Below are 17,565 nucleotides of genomic sequence, written 5' to 3' on the forward strand. Positions count from 1 at the left end.
TGTTTTCAATACTGATCGGAGATTGCAGTCAGGATAACAAAATACGCAGCTTGGAACCGACTGTTCAAGGCTTCACTACATCGCCTGCAAGCGGGAAGAAATCATAGCGCTGGGTACCGACGCTAACCTCAAGCAGGAGCCCCCCCTTTACCTGGGAAAACATTGCCACCTCAGGATGGTAGGCGGGTGAAGCAGATACACTCGACTTTACCGCAGTCGCATTCGCCTGCCCGGTGAACTCAAAACGGCCCCGCTTGAACTGATCAAGGGCCCATTCGCCGCGAAAGAACAGGATTTTGCGGTAGCCCTGCACGCCAACATTTGCACCAACAAACAGTTCGGTCATCATGGCGCGACCCGTGACATCACCGCCCTCAAACAACCAACCCTGACCGTAAGCAGCACCGAATCCCGCGCCGGCGCGATACGTCGCAGGAAATACGGCAAAGGCGCTCGCTTCGTTGAAATACGTGGCCAGCTGCTCTTCCGCCCTGAAGGCCGCCAGCGCCAACTCGACCGATTCCTGTTGCTCATCTGAATAGGTAACTGGCTCCCACACCACACAGGCGCTGCACAAAACGACAAGCACCGTTGATGCGAGTAATTTAAAGGTATTCATCGCTTGCACTCCAGGTGCCCAGTAAGCACGTCCGAACCTCCAGAGACATTGCCCAGAATATCTACCCGGCCAAAAATACCTGACCGGTGCACGATTGTCAGACCGGCGTAGCAGTCCTTCCACCAGCCCCGGCTGCCAAACGTATTTCGCAAGGGAAAGTCCACCTGCGCTTCCAGGTAGTTGAGAAAATGGGACGTGTTCTTGTCGCGCTTTTCCTGTTTAACCTGCTCGACCCAGGGTACTTTTTCGGCATAGGAAAAGCCGTAGCCAAAACCATACCGAAAGACCTCTCGATTACTCCAGGGGGAATAGCCAGTGCCCATTAGCATGATGTAGGGATTGATTTCCCAGAAATCCTCCTGATAGTCCTTCTCCAGGCGACGGTTGACAGACAACTTGCCCCAGACGTCGACACGGCGCCCATCCAGCGCCAATTTCCCCAGAGTCGCGCCGGCGAGATAGGTGTGCACGTCGTCATTGCGCCGGACATCACCACGATGCACTTTGTGGAAAGTAGATTCAGCCGTATACCCGTAGTTGGCTCTCCAACTCCATTCGCCGACACGCTCAGGTCGCTGGCGACGCACCGCTGCATCATCAATCACATTCCCAAAAGCGTAAGCGAGACCCACCATTGCACTGGGCAAATAATCTTCATCGACTATCGGACTGTCAGTGATTTCATCCGAGAGCTTGTCCAGAGAGACGTTGGCAAAGAGTCGCATGCGCTTGGACCAGCGATAAGAGGTATTCAGCCCTGCCCGCCAGAACTCCGTCGAACCCGGCTGATAAGAGGGTATGTGGCCGCTGGCATCAGACTCTTTTGCAGTGACGCCGTAATAGTAGTTAGCGAGACTGTCGCTCCAATGCAGGTAGCTGAAGAAGGGCGATAGAGACCACTTCTCCCCCTGCCATCGGTAGCGGTACGTCAGGTCAAGCTCGTCGCCCTCATGCCTGCTCTGCATGTCGGTCACCCAGGCCAAGCTAACACTGCCCCAGTCGCCCTTTAGCGCTCCGCGAAAGCCGCCATCCAGCGATTGCTCCCTGTCCTCAATGCCATCAAAGAATTCGTCCCATTCAGTTTCAAGGCGATCAAAACGGTAAGCGATCAGCGCATCCAGAGAAAAGTTCTCACTATCCAGAAGGTGGACGCCTGCGGTACTTCCATGAGCAAACAGATAGCGACCCTCATAAAAGTAAAAAGGCATCAAGTCGCTCTTGTTGTCGTGCTCGACACTGCCCACATAGTCGAGCCCGGTGTAGGGGCTGTCCGCCCATCGCCAGCCCATACCCAAGGCCAACGTACCCTCAGGAACTTCCTCGGCTATGATTTCAGTAACAGGATTGGCAGCCACCGCTGGTGGGCTGACCATGAAATGGCCACCACCAACCAGCCCCAACGCAAAGGCGTAGACGGCTGATATCCGGGCTCGCACGGAATGGTATGGCATGAGGTCTCGATTGTTTAACTAAGCGCTTCGATGATGCCACAAACGAAAAAGGCGCGCCTGACACGATTCAAACGCGTGACGGCCTGGTTAGTCGCTAGCTGAAAGAAACATAGTCCTTTTTCTCATTGTATTTCATACAGAGAAACTCGCTACAACTCCCATAATTGCGGGGTATCCATGCAGAATGATCGACACCCCGATATGTTAGTATAAATCGGAATTGGCTCAGCCATACCACTCAGCACCCATCTGGTCATTTGATGTCTGTCATGCGCCGCAGCATCAGGCCCATCGCAGCACCGCTAATTGGAGCTTAAGTCATCAACACTGACGCACGTTACATAATCTGGTTGTTCGACTTTTTGTCTTCGCTGGGCCTCGATACCGAGGCACTGAGGATTCAGAATCAGATCAAGACGGCGCAATTAGAAAACCCTGATAGTGCGATCACAGCAGAACAGCACCGCGGCGTTCTCAGAGATGCTCAGCTAGCGAGCAACGACAGCGCTTTAGGCCTGCGCATTGGACTGCATCGTTCAATGGCAACGCTTGATCAGCTGGCTTACCTCATGATGTCCTGCGCAACACTGCGTGAATCAAGCACTGTAGGACTGCGCTACCAGAATTACTCTGGCCGTTTTTCGGGTGGACAAGTCGTTACTTCATTCGGCGAAATCAAGGGTGAGGGTTGCTACCAGATTCAGGCGCAGGCAAGCCTTGGAGAACTACGCTTACTTGCTGTTGAAGACATTTTGGCAAACATCGTCACGACCTGCCGATGGGTTCTCGGTAAGAATTTACCTATCACACGCCTGCATTGCGATTATCCCGCCCCGCCACACGCAGCGCTTTATGAGACTATTTTTAATTGCCCAGTTCAGTTCGAATCGACGGCTATTCAGCTCTTTTTCGAAGCCTCCATTCTGGATCAAGCACTACCGCAGGCGAGCCCACGCAGTGCCGCCCTGTATGAAGAAATGTGCGAAAGAAAAAGCATCTCACGCAATCAGGGCGATGTGGCCTGGCGTGTATGGCAGATTATTGTCGACAACCTCGCTGATCCCCCGCTTCTCGACGATATAGCCGAGATACTGCACTCCAGCAGCAGAACGCTGAGTCGTAAGTTGTTGGAACAAGGATGGACTTACCAGCAGTTGCTTGACCAGGTACGCGAGATACACGCGCGCCGCTATTTGAGTGACCCCACCCTATCAGTCACTCAAATAGCTAACTCTCTTGGTTATGCAGACAGTTCTGGCTTTCAGAGGGCATTCAAGAAGTGGACAGGGCATTCCCCCAAGACCTATCGCAATACTATTTTCGGCTGACTCCAGTCTGGCGTAATCGGACATAAACTTGGCTTGATTTGCGCTGCCAGCAGCGCCTGCATGATCTACTATCATACCCACAGAATTTCTCTGGAGTGTGTGACAAGGTGATAGCAGCGTGAACAAATTTGACGGATTGAATCAAGCGATGGTGGAGCACTACGCCCCCAGGCCGGGCCGCCGACCACTACTACCTCCAATGAGCGACAAAGCTCGCATTGCCTTAATGTGCCGAATGCTGTTCAAAGAGGGCTGGAACGAACACATTGCCGGGCATATTACCTTCCGCCAGGCCGACGGCACGATTCTTACCAACCCCTGGGAACTGGCCTGGGATGAATTGACCGCCAGTGACATTATGACACTGGATTCAGAAGGCCAAATTATTGACGGCGAGTGGAATATAACCCCGGCGATTGGCTTGCACGTTCAGTTACACGCACTGCGCCCCGAGATAGATGTTGTCATTCACAACCACGCAAAGTGGAGCGGAATCTGGGCCAACCTACAGCGAGTACCTCCGGTCTACGATCAAACTGGCGCGCACTGCGGTGCGGAACTGCCCATCTATAACGAGTACACCGGCACTTTTGAGAACGAGAAAAGCAGCCTGTCAGCGGCTGAAGCATTGGGAGATGCCAAATGGGCCCTGCTCGCCAACCACGGCTCACTGGTCGTGGCTAAAGATTTACGCCAGGCCCATCTGCGTGCCATTACCCTGGAGTGGCGCTGCAAGCGCGCCTACGAAGTGGAGCTGGCCGGCGGGGCCGAGCCACTTAGCAACGAGGAGATCGAAAAAGTCAGTATCACCGATACCCATGGCTTCCCCTTTTGCTGGGAAGCAATGGCCCGTCGGGAACTGCGCCTGGACCCCAGCATACTCGAATAAAGCTATCGCACCGGAATGGAATAATTCAAGGATATACTCATGACTCTCACAGTTACCCCCCTGGACAACGTCGGTGTGCAAGTTTCTGGTTTCGATATCAACGAACCTATCACTGATGAGCTTAAGGCCGAACTGAAGGCGCTCTGGTACGAACACGCCATCCTCGTATTTCGCGATCAAGAAATCAGCCCTGAGAAACAAATTGAATTCAGTCGAATCTTTGGCGACCTGGAAATACACCCACTCGAGACGATAACCAGTGGCCAGCACCCTGAGTTGTTTGTCCTGGAAAATGGCGGCGACAAGGACAAGTTCTTCACCGCGTATTATGGCGGTGAAGAAATTGTCGGGCGCCTCGACTGGCATATGGACCTGCACTACACAGCGCGCCCCAACCACGGCGCACTACTGCGCGCGGTGGTAGTGGCCAAGGAAGATGGCCTCACCGGCTTTGGCGATCTCGCCAAGGCTTATGACGCACTGGATGACGATACCAAGGCACTACTGGAAGAGCTGGAAGTTGCCTACACGTTCAGCATGCAGCGCCGCCATATGCGCTATGTGGATCTCGAAGGCTATGAACCCGGCCCCTATAGCCCGAAAAAACCCGCAGACGTTAACTTTCCGGATTTCGCCGACGCGGTTTATCCCGCTGTTGTTACCCACCCTATTAGTGGTCGTAAGATCCTTGAGGTGGTTGAGCAATTTCTGGATCGAGTCATTACTCCACAGCAGTTCGGCATGTCCAATGACGAGTCTATCGAGCTGCTGGAGCGATTGGTGGCACATGGCAAAAATCCAGAGTTCACCTATTTCCATAAGTGGCGTGAAGGCGATATGGTGCTCTGGGATAACTGGCGGGCCATGCACTGTACAACGGGGACCAAGCCCGGTATCAAGCGGGTCATTAACCGCACCACTATCGAAGGCGACATTACTTTGGGCCGTACACTAACCTCAGAATGGAACGGCGCTTGATCGCTAATTCGAAACACACGCACAGCATCTGATAACAATCACTCCCGAGGCAGTTAATGAACAAGCTAGATCTCTCGAATACCGCCGATAGGACTTTTCCGCTAATCCTCAGACAGCAGGCCACACATAATGGTGAGGCTGCGTTTCTCGTCACCGATTCTGTCCGCATTAGCTTTGCCGAGGCTGATACCATGACTGATCGGCTGGCAGCTGGGCTGCTAGGCCTCGGCATCACCAGGGGCGATATCGTATCCCTGTTTCTGGGAAATCGTCCGGAAATGGTGTTACTGGCGTTGGCCATTAACAAACTGGGAGCAATCTGGACACCGATCAATGGCGACTACAAGGGCGCCTGGCTGCTGGACAACCTGAAGATGGCACGCTCCAAGGTGTTGATCACTGATGATCAATACCAGGATCGCATCGCCGACATCGAAGACCGGCTTGGCATTGAGACCATCGTGCTTTTGGGCAATACGGAAGCGACGTCATTAAAAGGCCCCGTGAACTATCAGCAGTTACTAGATCACAAACCCGCTGCGCTGGATTATGCCGACCTGCACTATGGTGACAACTGCTCCATCCTCTGGACCTCAGGTACCACGGGTAAATCCAAGGGCGTGTTACAAAGCTATAACTCCTGGATACGTCCGATTGTCGATGGATGCAGCCTTCAATATAACTCACTGCCTGGCGACAGTATTTTCTGCGTATTGCCGTTGTTCCACACCGCCGCCTGGACCACTTCGATCTTTCGTGCCCTGATCGAGGGCATTCCTTGCATCATTGAGCCACGTTTTTCAGTAACCACGTTCTGGGAAAGAATTAAACAGTTCGGCGCCACTCAGACATTCCTGCTAGGCGCGATGGGTGCTTTTTTACTCAATGCACCCGAGCGAGATGATGATAGCGAAACGCCACTACGGCTTGCCCAAATCGTGCCGCTGGCACCTAACCAGTGGCCGATTTTCGAACAGCGCTTCGGCCTGCAATTGATTCGTACCGGGTTGGGCCAGAGTGAGTGCCAGCTGGTGATGACACAAATTGAAAACCGTAAGGATGTTCCCGTATACGCGCTCGGATTTCCCGCTGACGACACTACTATTCATTTACTTGATGACAATGGCATTCAGGTACCGACTGGTGAAGTCGGCGAGATCTGCATCAAACCACTAAAACCTTACGTGCTGTTTAATGGTTACTTTGAAAATCCTGAAGCCACCGCTGAGGCCTACTTCGGTGACTATTACCGCACCGGCGATCTAGCCAGGCAAGACCCTGCGAGCGGCGCCTATTTCTTCGCGGACCGGAAGAAGGATGCTCTTCGATACGCTGGCCGCAACATTTCCACGCTCGAAGTGGAGAGCATAGTTCGACGCCATCCTGCAGTGCAGGATGTGGCTGCCTTCGGCATTACCTCCACGGAAGTCGAGAGTGAACAGGAATTAAAGCTGAACATCATCTTGAAAGAAGGCAGCAGCGACACTGCAGAGGTGATCTGCGAGTTCATTAATGACAATGCACCGCACTATTTCGTACCGCGTTATCTGGAGTTTGTAGAATCACTCCCCTATACCCCAACCAACAAGGTTCAAAAGTTCAAATTACGGGAGCAAGGTGTTAATGAACGCACCTGGGATCTAAAGAAATCTGACTATATCGTTAAGAAATAGGTGTTTGGCTTCTTTCGCGAAAATACAATTTCGCAATCGATCATTCCAACAAACGGCTGTACTTTCGGGCGGTAACACGTCGTGGTGATGCGCCGATCACCATCTTGTGAGCTGCGGTCAACTACCAGTCTAACGGGATACGTATTAGGGGAACGTGTGCATCCTCTCGACCGTCGTCGTTAACAAGCATGAGCGTCTTCCCTTGATCATACCAGGCCAAGCCTTCCCAATTTTTATCGCCAGGAACTTTCAAGGCTTTCAGCTCGGGAGTAAGTTCAAACGGATCTCCGATGGGTTCACCGGTTAGGTCAAATCGCTGAAGTACTACTGGGCCATATAGGCTACTGTCGTCGTCACTTGGCATTCGAACACCAGACAGGAGCACAATAAACCCATTTCGGTGCCATACAAGATCGGGTGCTCGAAAACGAAACGCATGAGGTTCTTTACCCTTGGGCTCTTTTTCGTCAACCCACTTCGAGAGTGAATCGGTGTTGAGTACAATTTCCGTGAATGGCCTTGATACTTTTCCATCATTCACCGTATGCGTGATTACTACTGGTCGAAATGCCTGGGTGGGAAGTGCCGCTTCGGAGGGTAAATATCGAGATTCTGGGTAACCCCCCTCCCACAGAACAGCGATGTCATAACTCCCCGGCACACCACTTGTCGGCCGTGATGTAAGGCCTTCAAGCCCCACTTGAGCGTACTCCCCAAACCGACTTGGATACGAAATGATTGTGCCCCCAGCAGACACAAGAGACCGCAATCGCTCCGACAGTACAATAACTTCCCCGTCAGCGAGCATGTCGATACTTTCAAAGTCCACATGCAACTTTGTTTTAATGATCTGCTTTTTCTGTATTCGGTTCACTTCACTTAGAACGATGTGTCGACTATCAAGATTGGATATGTCGTATTCGTAGTAATTTTCCAGATCACCGTCGGCGACAATCAACAGTTTATCGCCCAACCGTACAATGCCAGAAACCTCTTTGATCAAAGGTTCAGCATTTGCCGTGTATACATTTAGCGTCAGCAGTAGAAATGTAAGTATTCGATTTATGGGCAAGATCGCTTCCTTCTCATTTGGGGCGAAGTAGGATTCCGATTTGGCAGCTTGGCCCAGCTTTGTGAACTGTATAGCTTGAAAAACCTGCGTTCGTATTGGCTGCACCCAAAGGACTTGCAGAAAGCGAGTGCTTCGGAGCGTTGATTCCCGCCGGGCACTTCTAACTCTACGCAACCATGAAGAACAAAGAAAGCCCGGGCCACTCGAACGAGAAGCTTAACCAAGACCATACCCGTGGACCGGGTTCAACGTCTTAAGCGCGTGTTCAATATCGATATTTACCGACGTTTATCCCGCTGCGCTAACCGTCCCCAGTCTGTTAATAGCGGCTACGGATACACGTCACTCTGTGGAACTTGCCAAAGATCAATATCGCTTTCACGGCACTGTGATTGACTACACGCAGGCGTCCGGCATTCACGGCACTGATGAGTGGGCCTCGATTGAAGATTTAGTCAATCTATCCAAGTGGCCGTCGGTATGTAGCGCCACGGCTCTCAATAAAAGGGGATACTGCAGTGATAAAAAAGGTTGTGCTGGCAACAGTTCTCGCAACCGTAGCGTTTCTGGCGTGGGACTTTTACTCCGCTCCGGTGTTCTGGAAGCGAATGGCGGCCACGTTCAGCGCCTCCGGCAAGGGTGCCTATTCCGAGGTCTTTGATAACCGCGAGGTGGTTCGCGGGGCGCCGGAAGAGCGCGACCTGCCCGTTGCCCCCTCGGGCTTGGCGAGCATCTCCGGGGACGCCCTTGCGGACATGGTTGAGTACGCCGCCTATTTTGATTCGTTCAGCCTGCTGGTTCTGCACAGGGGTCAGGTTCAGCTGGAATGGTATCGCGACGACTATTCGGCAGCGAGCCTGACACAGTCCCAGTCCATGCATAAGTCAATTCAGGCGCTGCTGATCGGCCAGGCGTTGGCCGAGGGGCTGATTGCGTCCATTGATGACCCGGTGGGCAAATACCTTTCCGAGTGGCGCGACGACCCGCGCGGTGACATCACCATCAACGAGTTGCTGCAGATGAGTTCGGGCCTTGAAAGCTTCAGCGGCGGGTTCAATCCATGGGGCGATGCATTCCGTTGGCTGTATGCCGATGATACCCGGGCGGCAACGCTGGCCTTTGGCCAGTCAGGCGCAGCGGGCGAGCAGTTCGACTATAACGATCTGAACGCGCAGCTTCTGGGGCTGGTGTTAAGCGAGGCGACCGGTGAGCGCTATGCGGACTATCTGTCCAGGGTGTTATGGCAGCCGCTGGGCAACAGCGACGCCCAGGTGTGGTTGGACCGGCCCGGCGGCGAGGCCATGCACGCCTGTTGCCTGCTGGCTACGACCCGCGATTGGGCGCGCCTGGGACAGTTGTTGCTGCAGGAGGGGCAGTGGGACGGTGAGGCCGTGCTCGATGCACAGTGGATTCAGCGGGCCGCCACGCCGTCGCCACATACTCCGCACTACGGTTTCCAGATATGGTTGGCGAGTAATGTCCAGGCCAACCCGCGTAAAACCGGTTATCAGCGGAAGGCAGACTGGTTGGATCCTGCAACATTTTACTTTTCCGGATACGGCGCCCAGCGAGTCTATGTGAGCCCCAACTATGATCTGGTGATCGTGCGCACGGGACCGGCGGCGGGGTACTTCCCCAAGATTATTGAAGAGTGGGACAACAGCTTTCTCGTGAATCGCGCGATACAAGGCCTGCAGCAGGAATCTCCCTGATAGGAATACATACGACTCTGGTCCGGGAGGAATTTGCCGAACGTAAAGGTACCTCTTGCGGCTAGACTCACCATAGAAACAAAAAAAAAGGCCACCCCTTCGGGGTAGCCTTTTTTGCTTGTATGGCGCGCCTGGCACGATTCGAACGTGCGACCGCCTGGTTCGTAGCCAGGTACTCTATCCAGCTGAGCTACAGGCGCGTTGAGGGGGCGTACTATAGGGACGAACTTGTTTACAGTCAAGGGCTTAGCAGCGAATTATTTTGTCCGCATTCTGTCCTCTAAATGGAGAGACCGAGGTTGTCGCTGGCCTCCTTCGCCAGGGCCTCACGGAAGTCTGGATGAGCGATATTAATGAGGTCCCGGGCACGTTCAGCGATGGACCGACCCCGCAGTTCAGCGATGCCATATTCCGTGACGATGTAGTCCACCAGGGCTCTTGTCGTGACCACGCCGGCGCCGCGCTCAAGCGCCGGCACAATGCGGCTCAATGTGCCCTTTTTAGCGGTACTGGGCAGGGCAATAATCGACTTGCCGTGATCGGAAAATGTCGCCCCGAGCACAAAATCTACCTGCCCGCCGACCCCGGAATAGATTTTGTGGCCCATCGAATCGGCGCATACCTGACCGCTGAGGTCGATCTGGATAGCGCTGTTGATCGAGGTGACCTGGGGGTTCTTTGCTATTACCACCGGGTTGTTCACAAATTCGATGTCCAGAAAAACCACTTCGGGGTTGTCATCCACGAAGCGATACAGGCGCTCACTGCCCATGGCAAAACCGGTAACTGTGCGCCCGTGGCTTATTTTCTTGTTGCTGTTGTCGATCACACCAGATTGTATGAGATCGACAACCCCATCAGAGAACATCTCGGTATGCACCCCCAGATGGCGTTTGTCTCGCATGCAAGCGAGAGCCGCATTGGGAATCGCACCTATGCCCATCTGCAGACAGTCGCCATCGTTCACCTGCTCCGCGATGATTTCACCGATGCGCCGCTCAATCTCCGTCTCAGGCTTACCCTCGGGCGAAATCAGTGGCCGGTCGTCCATGTAGGCATAGTCAATATCGCGAATATTGATAAAGCTGTCGCCATGGGTGCGCGGCATGGACGGGTTCACGTGGGCGATGATCCTGCTGGCAACCTCGCACGCCGCCGCGGTGGCTTCGACGGAAATTCCGAGTGAACAGTTGCCGTGCTGATCCGGTGAAGACACCTGAACCAAGGCCGTATCTACTCGCTGGTGGCCGCGGCGAAATTCCTTGGGAATCTCCGAGAGAAACATGGGTACGTAGTCTGCCCGCCCCTCGTTGATGAGTTGGCGCGTAGACCTGCCGGCAAAAAAACAGCGGTTGCGCAAATGCCCGTCCAACGCCGGGTGAGCAACATCTTCGGCGTGCTCGAGGTGTAACTGCATCAACTGGACATCGCTGAGCGTGCGCGCGTGCTGGCCAAGTGCCTGCAGCAATACGGTGGGCGTGGCTGCCATTGAATGGCACCAGATGTGTTCACCGGAGCCAATAATCTGCACTGCCTCAAGGGCAGTTTGGGTGAAGATGGCCATCCCTGTAACTCCTACCGTACGTGGAGTGAAAAATTCGCAGGTTCTCGATCAAGGTATGTCAGCAATTCACTCAGTCGCTCACTGTCACCGATATCGGCATTGACTTCCTTACCCGCCAATATGGAACGCAACTGTGCAATCGTGAGTCGCACTCGCGGCAGCCCCTCTGGCAGTTCTGTCTCATCGACCTCCAGAATACTGTTGCGCAAGGTCAGATGATAAGTCTGCGCGGGGATACTCTCGCTCGCGCCGACAAATTCAAAGCCGAGCTGCAACCGCGTCGCGCCGGCCTTATCCGCATCTACCTGATAGCGCCAGCTGCGCAGGAGTTCGCCGGGGGGCATTGAACCCGCCACGACGCGCTGGCCCATGCCCAGCAGCATGCGCGAATTGACCTTGCCCTCGAGCTCGTTGGCGCCATTGAGATACCAGGCGCGAGCGATGGTATTGATCTCGCCGTATCCCCGGGCACGCAGTGCTGCGGCCTTGAGATAGCGGGCATCCCAATCTAGGTGTTCGATACGCACCAGTAACTGGGTCAGCTCAGCGGCAAACTGGTAATCCTCGGCAAAGAACGCCCTTTCTGCCTCGGCAAACACCTTGTCCCGGCCGCCCATCAGCTTCACATAGCGGCGCGCCTTCTCCACCGGCTCTGTCGGCAGTAGGTCAGTTGCATCACCACTGAACCAGCTGACCCAGCCATGGAAAATTTCCGGCGCGATAATCCAGGGCGTGCCATACATCGGCCTGGTGTAAGGCGGGTGATCGAGATGCGGCGGCAGGGTGAGAAACTTCTGTTGTAACTCCGCGGCGTTATAGCCCTTGTTGATATAGCGAATGGACTGATCCCAGATGTACTGGATCGCATCACGGCTGACCGTCACCGCTCGCTGGATCTCTATCGGGTCGCCCATCGGCATGATGTGTGAACCCAGCAGCCAGTCCGGCTGGATCTCTCGGATCTTGTCCAGAGCGCTGATATAGTTTTCGGGCAGGCGCGGCTTGGAGCCACGGATTGAATGCACATTGGCCAATGCGTAGAAGAACTCATCCCCCATGATCATCATGTTCATATCCGGCAGATGGAGGCCGAACTCGGATATCGCCTCACCTCCGGTGTAGATCACATTGATCTTTACGCCGGCAATTTCCAGCTGCATATCCTGATCCATGGTATGCGTAGGAGGCAGGTAGCCCGGCGCGCCGCCAAGCACCTTGGGTGCACAACAACCGTGATAGTGTTGCTCTTCCTTGGGCAAAATATCAGGCCCATAGTAAAAAACGCCCATCAACTGGCGCGGCAGGATCGCGCCAAACTCTTGCGCCACCTCGCGCTCAAAGTTTTCCCAGGCGTAGATCTGTACCTCACCCCGCTCCACCTGCTCCTTGCTGACCAGTGCGGAGGTACCGTTGTAGTGGTCGGTGTGGTGATGGGAATAGAAAATTGCCTTGATCGGCTTGTCTGAAATCTTTCGGATTTCTTTGGCAATATGCGCACCGGCCTCAACGTTGACACTGGTGTCGTAGACGATGAGCCCATCGTCACCTTCGATGATCGTACTGTTACCGATCCAGCCACCCGGCACATGCACTGTCCACACCGGGTGCTCGCCGGCTCGATAGGTGCCCGACTTCTCGGTAAACAGTTTCTTGTGTTCGAGGAAGTAATCCGGCCACGTGCGTTCCACGTGATAGGGGCTCGGCTCTTCGATGACCTCTACCTGCGCGACTACGGCGGCACTGAAGACGCCAGCCAAAAATCCGATGGTTCTCGCTATCCGCATTCGGGCTCTCTCCCTGAGCAAGGAATAGATTATTTGGTATAGCCGGGCGCTGAGTTCATGAACAGGCGTATCGGCCAATTGCCCTCACCGATATGTATTACCAGGCCGTAGTTGTCGTTGTCATAATCGCGCAGCCATTCGTACTGCACCTCAAACGGCAATTCCATCGGCTCAGCTTGATCCGGCATGGTGCCGTATACCATGACCTCCTCAATAGCATCGGGATCAGCTATCGCATCCTTGGGCACCGCCAGAGTGACTTTGCGCGTACCCTGAGTAGCGCCCGGCTCAATCGACATTAACTCAACGCCGAGAGTCTCCCCTTTGTGTCCAGTGACAAACTCAAGCCAGTCAGACTGCAATGAGGTTGCTTCCTGCGTCGGTGCCAGGGATGCAAACGCCAGCAGTGAAGCGGCGGTAACCAGGGTATAAATTTTGTTCATGATGACTGTGCCTCGTGTTCAATAATGATGCCTTCCTGGCTTTGGGCCAGTTCGCGCCCTGCGTGACTGGACAACCACAAAGCCCTCAGCAAATTGACCGCTGCCATGCTCAGATGTTGCTCTGCTGCCTCAAGAGCAAGGCCCGCCGCCTGCGCTTTTTGTTCGGCGCTCAGATGCCCTGCTTTAGCGCTCATTTCGGCATCGACTCCGGCTATTACCGCGCGAATTTCGCGGGCAGCATCTTCAGATGCGAGACGAAGCTCTTCCGAGAACTGCTGAAACTCAGCCGCATTCATGGTCATCGCCCGGGCGCTGCGCCAGGTAAGGCGCGCGGGCATGGTGGCCAGATCAAAGCCCATCGACATCATTTTTCCGATCATTACGTCACTTCCGGATTCATCAACTGCAATGGGGAATTATAAGACCAACCCCCTGAAGATAGCACGCGCTGAAAGCTAGGAGGATGTGCGGGGAGAATCGAAATCTGGCAGGCCCTGGCGCTGACGCATCCAGTTAAGCGCTCGAAATACCCCCTTTCTCGCGACCACAGCGCGCTCCAAACGGTACTTGCCGGGAAAATTCATGAGCAACAGACCGGCCAATAGGGTCAGTAAGCCCTGGCCGGGCGTGAAAAGCAGCAGAATTCCCAGCAACACCAGAATGGCCCCAAAAAGGTTCTTGAGCCCCGCCAACAGATAGGCAGTAACGCCGCGAGGCTCATCAGCTGACAAGCGCTGAGGCCTGGAAAAATAGTCCTGCGGTAGCCGCTTCACGACCCAGGGCACGGCCACTAGTGCCGCGAGAAACGTCGCCCCCGACAACACCGTCACCCACACGAGTAGCTGCGGCAGCAGCGCGGCAATATCCATCAGCTGAGCGCGCCGAAGGCCTCGCGAGCGAGCGCAATACGCTCGTCGTGGTTGGCCCCCGTTGCCGCAATTGCCGCCGCGCGATCCAGGCGGTGGCGCAAGCCCTCCTGATTAGCCACCTGAATCGCCAGCCCAGGGCGCGCGTTAAGCTCCAGCAGCATCGGGCCCTGACTCTGGTCCAACACCACGTCCGCACCGAGATAACCCAGGCCTGTCATTTCCACGCAGCTCGCGGCGAGGTCGAGTACACGTTCCCAGTGGGGAATGACCAGGTCGGCGAAACAGGCGCCAGTGTCGGGATGCCTGTCCAGCAGCACATCATTCTGTACCGCTCGCACGCTGCGGCCACTCGCTATATCTATGCCCACGCCCACAGCTCCCTGATGCAGGTTGGCCTTGCCATCGGAGGCGTGGGTCGCGCACCGCATCATTGCCATCACTGGCACCCCGCGAAATGCGATCACGCGGATATCAGGTACTCCCTCGTGGCTGTATTGCGCCAGACAGGGGTCAAACTCTATTAGCGCTTCAATCATGGCGCTGTCATTGCGCCCACCCAGGCTATGCAACCCGGCGAGCACGTTGGTAACATGCCGCCGCACCTCCGCCGCATTGATCTCCAGGCCTGAGGATTTGACATAGCGGTCGCCTCGCCGCCCGGTGATCACCAGGATGCCTTTGCCGCCGCTGCCCTGAGCCGGTTTGATAACGAATGCATCGCGTCCCTCCAGCGTTTCTATCAGGCCCTTGACCTGGTGCTGGTATTCGACAACACCAAACAACTCCGGCACTGGAATCTGGCGCTCCTGCGCGGCCCGCTTGGTGAGCAGTTTGTTGTCCACCAATGGGTAATTCTTGCGCGGATTATGCTCGCCAATATAGCCAATATTGCGCTCGTTCATGCCCAGCATGCCGGCGGCACGCAACTGGCCCGGCGAGGCGAACAGTTTCACTGCTTATCCCCCATCGACCTGAATCGATACAGCTCGGTGAGACGGTAGCCCGTATATTTTCCGAGCAGCAGGATGACACCGAGCAGGCTCAGGGTCAGTTCAGGGAAATTGAACGTGAGATGAGACACGAGACGATTGGACATGGCCAGGTACGCCAGTGTCGCTACAAGCAAGCTGCCCGTGCCCTGCAACAGCACCTCGTGCGGCCCCTCCTCTTCCCACAGTATGGACATTCGTTCAATCGTCCATGCGAGAATGACGACCGGGAAAAATGTCACTGACAACACCTGGTCCAAACCCAGGCGATAGCTTGTTAAGGCCAGTGCTGCCATAAGGAAAATCACGACAATCACCACCGCCGAGATGCGCGACACCAACAACAGGTTCATATGCGAAAGCCAGGAACGAATCCACAGCCCTGCAGCGACCAGTCCCAGAAAAATCGCCAACCCCAGCAACAATGTGGTTTGGATAAATGCGATCGCTATCAGAATGGGCATAAACGTGCCGGACGTCTTGATACCCACCAACAGGCGTATCATCACAACCACCAGTGCGGCTACAGGAATAAGTAACAGGCCCTTGAACACGCCCTGCTGCTCAACCGGTAACGCATAAATTGAAAAATCCAACAGCGCATATCGGCCTGAGCGCTGCTCCATAGCCAGCACCGAGCGCGATGGCAAGCTGTTGCTCACAAGAGCAAACTCGAGACGCGAGGAACGCGCGCCAGTGACATCAAGCAGCGCATCTGTGCCGCGCTGCCAGATAAAGAAATCCTCACGCAGGCCCTCTTCGCCAGTGCGCGGATCGAATACCCGCCAGACTTCCCCGTCGTAAATTTCAAGCATTGCGCTCAGAGTCTGGCGGCGGCGACCATCTTCCAGCCGTATGCCCCGCAGGACAGTCGCGGGAATGCCGGCGAAGCCGAGAGTTTGCAACAGAATATTGCCGGATTCTTCGTCCCAGGTGCTGCGCAGGAATCGTCCATCAGGATCTTCGGAGCGCCGGTCCAGCGCCCGGATCAACAGTGTGGTGAAACTGCGACGATCAGCTGATTTTTCCTCCAGCACTTCCACCAGCCGTTCCATCGCGGCGCGCTGATTCGCGGCGAGCAAAGGCGCTTGCACCTGCGGGTCGGGCTGGCCGGACAAGGCATCTGGCTGCTGACGATACGCCTGGATTTTGTAGTACAGGGTAGTGGGTTCAGACAGGGATTTTCGCGTCCACGTGGCGCGACGCGGGTCACCGTCAGCCACAGAAAAACCGAAGCCAGACGACGCAAAGTGCTCGTCCAGCAACACCCAGCCTGCGTGTTCCTCAGGCAACGTCAGGTCCGCCTGCACCTGGCCCTCGCCAGGGCGGAAACTGATCTTGGACTCTATCGTCCAGACATCGCGGTATTCCCCCGGCAGCAGTGGAAACCCCAGGAAGAAGACCTTGTACACCATGAGGCCGACACCCAGGAGAATCAGCAGAGCGGCGACAAATTCAATTTTGACCCGGGTGCTCAGCATCACATGGCCTGGGTATGGCGCCGGCTCACGTCAACGATCGCCGTGTCTACCAGAAAGTTACGCCCCACCAACAGCGAATACTCAAACACCTGCCGGTCAGACAGGGTCACATCGACCCGAGAGCGCATCTCGCCCAGCGTGAGCCACATCCTGACCACGTACCGACGCTCCGGCTCACCGGAGTGCTGCTTGATCAGCACCTGGCGGCGCAGCCGCAACTCCATGTTCACCTGGTCCCCGGTCGCGGCGTCAGGCACGATGAAGCGCACGTATCGCTTGCCCTCCTTCTCCACCAGCCGAATATTCTCGGCGTGGATCGAGGTGGTTTCAGCGCCAGTATCGAGGCGGGCTTCCAGACGCAGACCCGCCGGCTCCACATAGACCCACTCCACCGCTCCCACAATTGGCAGATGCATCTCACCCGCGGTGGACGCCTGGGGCGGTATCGGCGCGGGCACCTCTACGATTCGCTCGACAATTTCGACCGCAGGCTCAGGGCACTGCATCACCTCACAAGCCGGGCAGGCCACGGGCTCAGGGCACGCGGGGGCGGCTTCCGGGGGCTCGAAAACTGCGCAGCCGCTAAGGAATAGCAAGGCGATAAAAACAGGAGAAAATTTCATGCGCGCAGAGTAATGAATTGACTAGCGGAAGTACAGATCGCACCAATCTGGTGCACCCCTCTACACCATTGCGGACCTCAATCACACTTT

16 protein-coding genes and 1 tRNA gene are annotated in these 17,565 nt (G+C 55.3%); 5 read left to right on the top strand and 12 right to left on the bottom strand.

Going from position 1 to position 17,565, the window contains the following annotated elements:
• Positions 1-64 precede the first annotated feature (64 nt).
• Together EY643_RS13550 and EY643_RS13555 are read right to left on the bottom strand one after the other, a co-directional pair.
• Positions 65-619 carry a lipid-binding SYLF domain-containing protein gene (locus EY643_RS13550; RefSeq protein WP_153239738.1) on the bottom strand — a complete coding sequence of 185 codons (555 nt, stop codon included), beginning with the start codon at positions 617-619 and terminating at the stop codon, positions 65-67.
• Positions 616-2,070, bottom strand: coding sequence for a MipA/OmpV family protein (locus EY643_RS13555; RefSeq protein WP_153239739.1), 1,455 nt, complete (start codon positions 2,068-2,070; stop codon positions 616-618). Before EY643_RS13555 ends, EY643_RS13550 begins: the two co-directional genes overlap by 4 nt.
• A gap of 350 nt (positions 2,071-2,420) precedes the next feature.
• On the opposite strand from EY643_RS13555, the gene EY643_RS13560 reads away from it, so the two are divergent.
• The 4 genes from EY643_RS13560 (at position 2,421) to EY643_RS13575 (ending at position 6,938) form a co-directional block, all read left to right on the top strand.
• The gene (locus EY643_RS13560) at positions 2,421-3,398 is read left to right on the top strand and encodes an AraC family transcriptional regulator (RefSeq protein ID WP_205743067.1); all 978 of its coding nucleotides are present in this window, start codon (positions 2,421-2,423) and stop codon (positions 3,396-3,398) included.
• A 118-nt stretch (positions 3,399-3,516) separates the two neighbouring features.
• Positions 3,517-4,287, top strand: a complete 771-nt coding sequence (locus EY643_RS13565; protein ID WP_153239741.1) for a class II aldolase/adducin family protein — start codon at positions 3,517-3,519, stop codon at positions 4,285-4,287.
• Between the two features lie 39 nt (positions 4,288-4,326).
• Positions 4,327-5,265, top strand: a complete 939-nt coding sequence (locus EY643_RS13570; RefSeq protein ID WP_153239742.1) for a TauD/TfdA dioxygenase family protein — start codon at positions 4,327-4,329, stop codon at positions 5,263-5,265.
• Positions 5,266-5,321: 56 nt separating this feature from the next.
• Positions 5,322-6,938, top strand: coding sequence for an AMP-binding protein (locus EY643_RS13575; RefSeq protein WP_153239743.1), 1,617 nt, complete (start codon positions 5,322-5,324; stop codon positions 6,936-6,938).
• Between the two features lie 121 nt (positions 6,939-7,059).
• On the opposite strand, the gene EY643_RS13580 is transcribed toward EY643_RS13575, so the two are convergent.
• Positions 7,060-8,010 carry a hypothetical protein gene (locus tag EY643_RS13580; protein WP_153239744.1) on the bottom strand — a complete coding sequence of 317 codons (951 nt, stop codon included), beginning with the start codon at positions 8,008-8,010 and terminating at the stop codon, positions 7,060-7,062.
• Between the two features lie 518 nt (positions 8,011-8,528).
• On the opposite strand from EY643_RS13580, the gene EY643_RS13585 reads away from it, so the two are divergent.
• The gene (locus EY643_RS13585) at positions 8,529-9,722 is read left to right on the top strand and encodes a serine hydrolase domain-containing protein (protein WP_153239745.1); all 1,194 of its coding nucleotides are present in this window, start codon (positions 8,529-8,531) and stop codon (positions 9,720-9,722) included.
• A 123-nt stretch (positions 9,723-9,845) separates the two neighbouring features.
• Here EY643_RS13585 and EY643_RS13590 read toward each other — a convergent pair.
• From EY643_RS13590 to EY643_RS13630, 9 genes are all read right to left on the bottom strand, one after another.
• Positions 9,846-9,922, bottom strand: a tRNA-Arg gene (locus EY643_RS13590).
• An 80-nt stretch (positions 9,923-10,002) separates the two neighbouring features.
• The gene (locus EY643_RS13595; protein ID WP_153239746.1) at positions 10,003-11,286 is read right to left on the bottom strand and encodes an acetyl-CoA hydrolase/transferase family protein; all 1,284 of its coding nucleotides are present in this window, start codon (positions 11,284-11,286) and stop codon (positions 10,003-10,005) included.
• 11 nt (positions 11,287-11,297) lie between these two features.
• Positions 11,298-13,070: an alkyl sulfatase dimerization domain-containing protein gene (locus EY643_RS13600; protein ID WP_153239747.1), complete on the bottom strand. Its 1,773-nt coding sequence runs from the start codon at positions 13,068-13,070 to the stop codon at positions 11,298-11,300.
• 29 nt (positions 13,071-13,099) lie between these two features.
• Positions 13,100-13,513, bottom strand: a complete 414-nt coding sequence (locus EY643_RS13605; protein ID WP_153239748.1) for a hypothetical protein — start codon at positions 13,511-13,513, stop codon at positions 13,100-13,102.
• Positions 13,510-13,893 (bottom strand): hypothetical protein, encoded by a 384-nt coding sequence (locus EY643_RS13610; protein ID WP_205743068.1) that lies wholly within the window; start codon positions 13,891-13,893, stop codon positions 13,510-13,512. Before EY643_RS13610 ends, EY643_RS13605 begins: the two co-directional genes overlap by 4 nt.
• 75 nt (positions 13,894-13,968) lie before the next feature.
• The gene (locus tag EY643_RS13615; RefSeq protein WP_153239749.1) at positions 13,969-14,382 is read right to left on the bottom strand and encodes a PGPGW domain-containing protein; all 414 of its coding nucleotides are present in this window, start codon (positions 14,380-14,382) and stop codon (positions 13,969-13,971) included.
• Positions 14,382-15,335, bottom strand: a complete 954-nt coding sequence (locus EY643_RS13620; protein ID WP_153239750.1) for an alpha-L-glutamate ligase-like protein — start codon at positions 15,333-15,335, stop codon at positions 14,382-14,384. The genes EY643_RS13615 and EY643_RS13620 overlap by 1 nt, the downstream gene beginning before the upstream one ends.
• A complete protein-coding gene (locus tag EY643_RS13625) occupies positions 15,332-16,852 on the bottom strand; it encodes an inactive transglutaminase family protein (protein ID WP_205743069.1) in 1,521 nt (506 codons plus the stop codon). Before EY643_RS13625 ends, EY643_RS13620 begins: the two co-directional genes overlap by 4 nt.
• On the bottom strand, positions 16,852-17,475 hold the full coding sequence (locus EY643_RS13630; RefSeq protein ID WP_170287399.1) for an ATP-dependent zinc protease family protein: 624 nt from the start codon (positions 17,473-17,475) through the stop codon (positions 16,852-16,854). Before EY643_RS13630 ends, EY643_RS13625 begins: the two co-directional genes overlap by 1 nt.
• Positions 17,476-17,565: the final 90 nt, after the last annotated feature.

The sequence above is a fragment of the Halioglobus maricola genome, from assembly GCF_009388985.1.
Taxonomy (GTDB): domain Bacteria; phylum Pseudomonadota; class Gammaproteobacteria; order Pseudomonadales; family Halieaceae; genus Halioglobus; species Halioglobus maricola.

Coding starts and splice junctions, on each gene's coding strand:
- EY643_RS13550 (WP_153239738.1), bottom strand. CDS start 619: ATGAATACCTTTAAATTACTCGCATCAACGGTGCTTGTCGTTTTGTGC.
- EY643_RS13555 (WP_153239739.1), bottom strand. CDS start 2,070: ATGCCATACCATTCCGTGCGAGCCCGGATATCAGCCGTCTACGCCTTT.
- EY643_RS13570 (WP_153239742.1), top strand. CDS start 4,327: ATGACTCTCACAGTTACCCCCCTGGACAACGTCGGTGTGCAAGTTTCT.
- EY643_RS13575 (WP_153239743.1), top strand. CDS start 5,322: ATGAACAAGCTAGATCTCTCGAATACCGCCGATAGGACTTTTCCGCTA.
- EY643_RS13595 (WP_153239746.1), bottom strand. CDS start 11,286: ATGGCCATCTTCACCCAAACTGCCCTTGAGGCAGTGCAGATTATTGGC.
- EY643_RS13600 (WP_153239747.1), bottom strand. CDS start 13,070: ATGCGGATAGCGAGAACCATCGGATTTTTGGCTGGCGTCTTCAGTGCC.
- EY643_RS13605 (WP_153239748.1), bottom strand. CDS start 13,513: ATGAACAAAATTTATACCCTGGTTACCGCCGCTTCACTGCTGGCGTTT.
- EY643_RS13610 (WP_205743068.1), bottom strand. CDS start 13,893: ATGATCGGAAAAATGATGTCGATGGGCTTTGATCTGGCCACCATGCCC.
- EY643_RS13615 (WP_153239749.1), bottom strand. CDS start 14,382: ATGGATATTGCCGCGCTGCTGCCGCAGCTACTCGTGTGGGTGACGGTG.
- EY643_RS13625 (WP_205743069.1), bottom strand. CDS start 16,852: ATGCTGAGCACCCGGGTCAAAATTGAATTTGTCGCCGCTCTGCTGATT.
- EY643_RS13630 (WP_170287399.1), bottom strand. CDS start 17,475: ATGAAATTTTCTCCTGTTTTTATCGCCTTGCTATTCCTTAGCGGCTGC.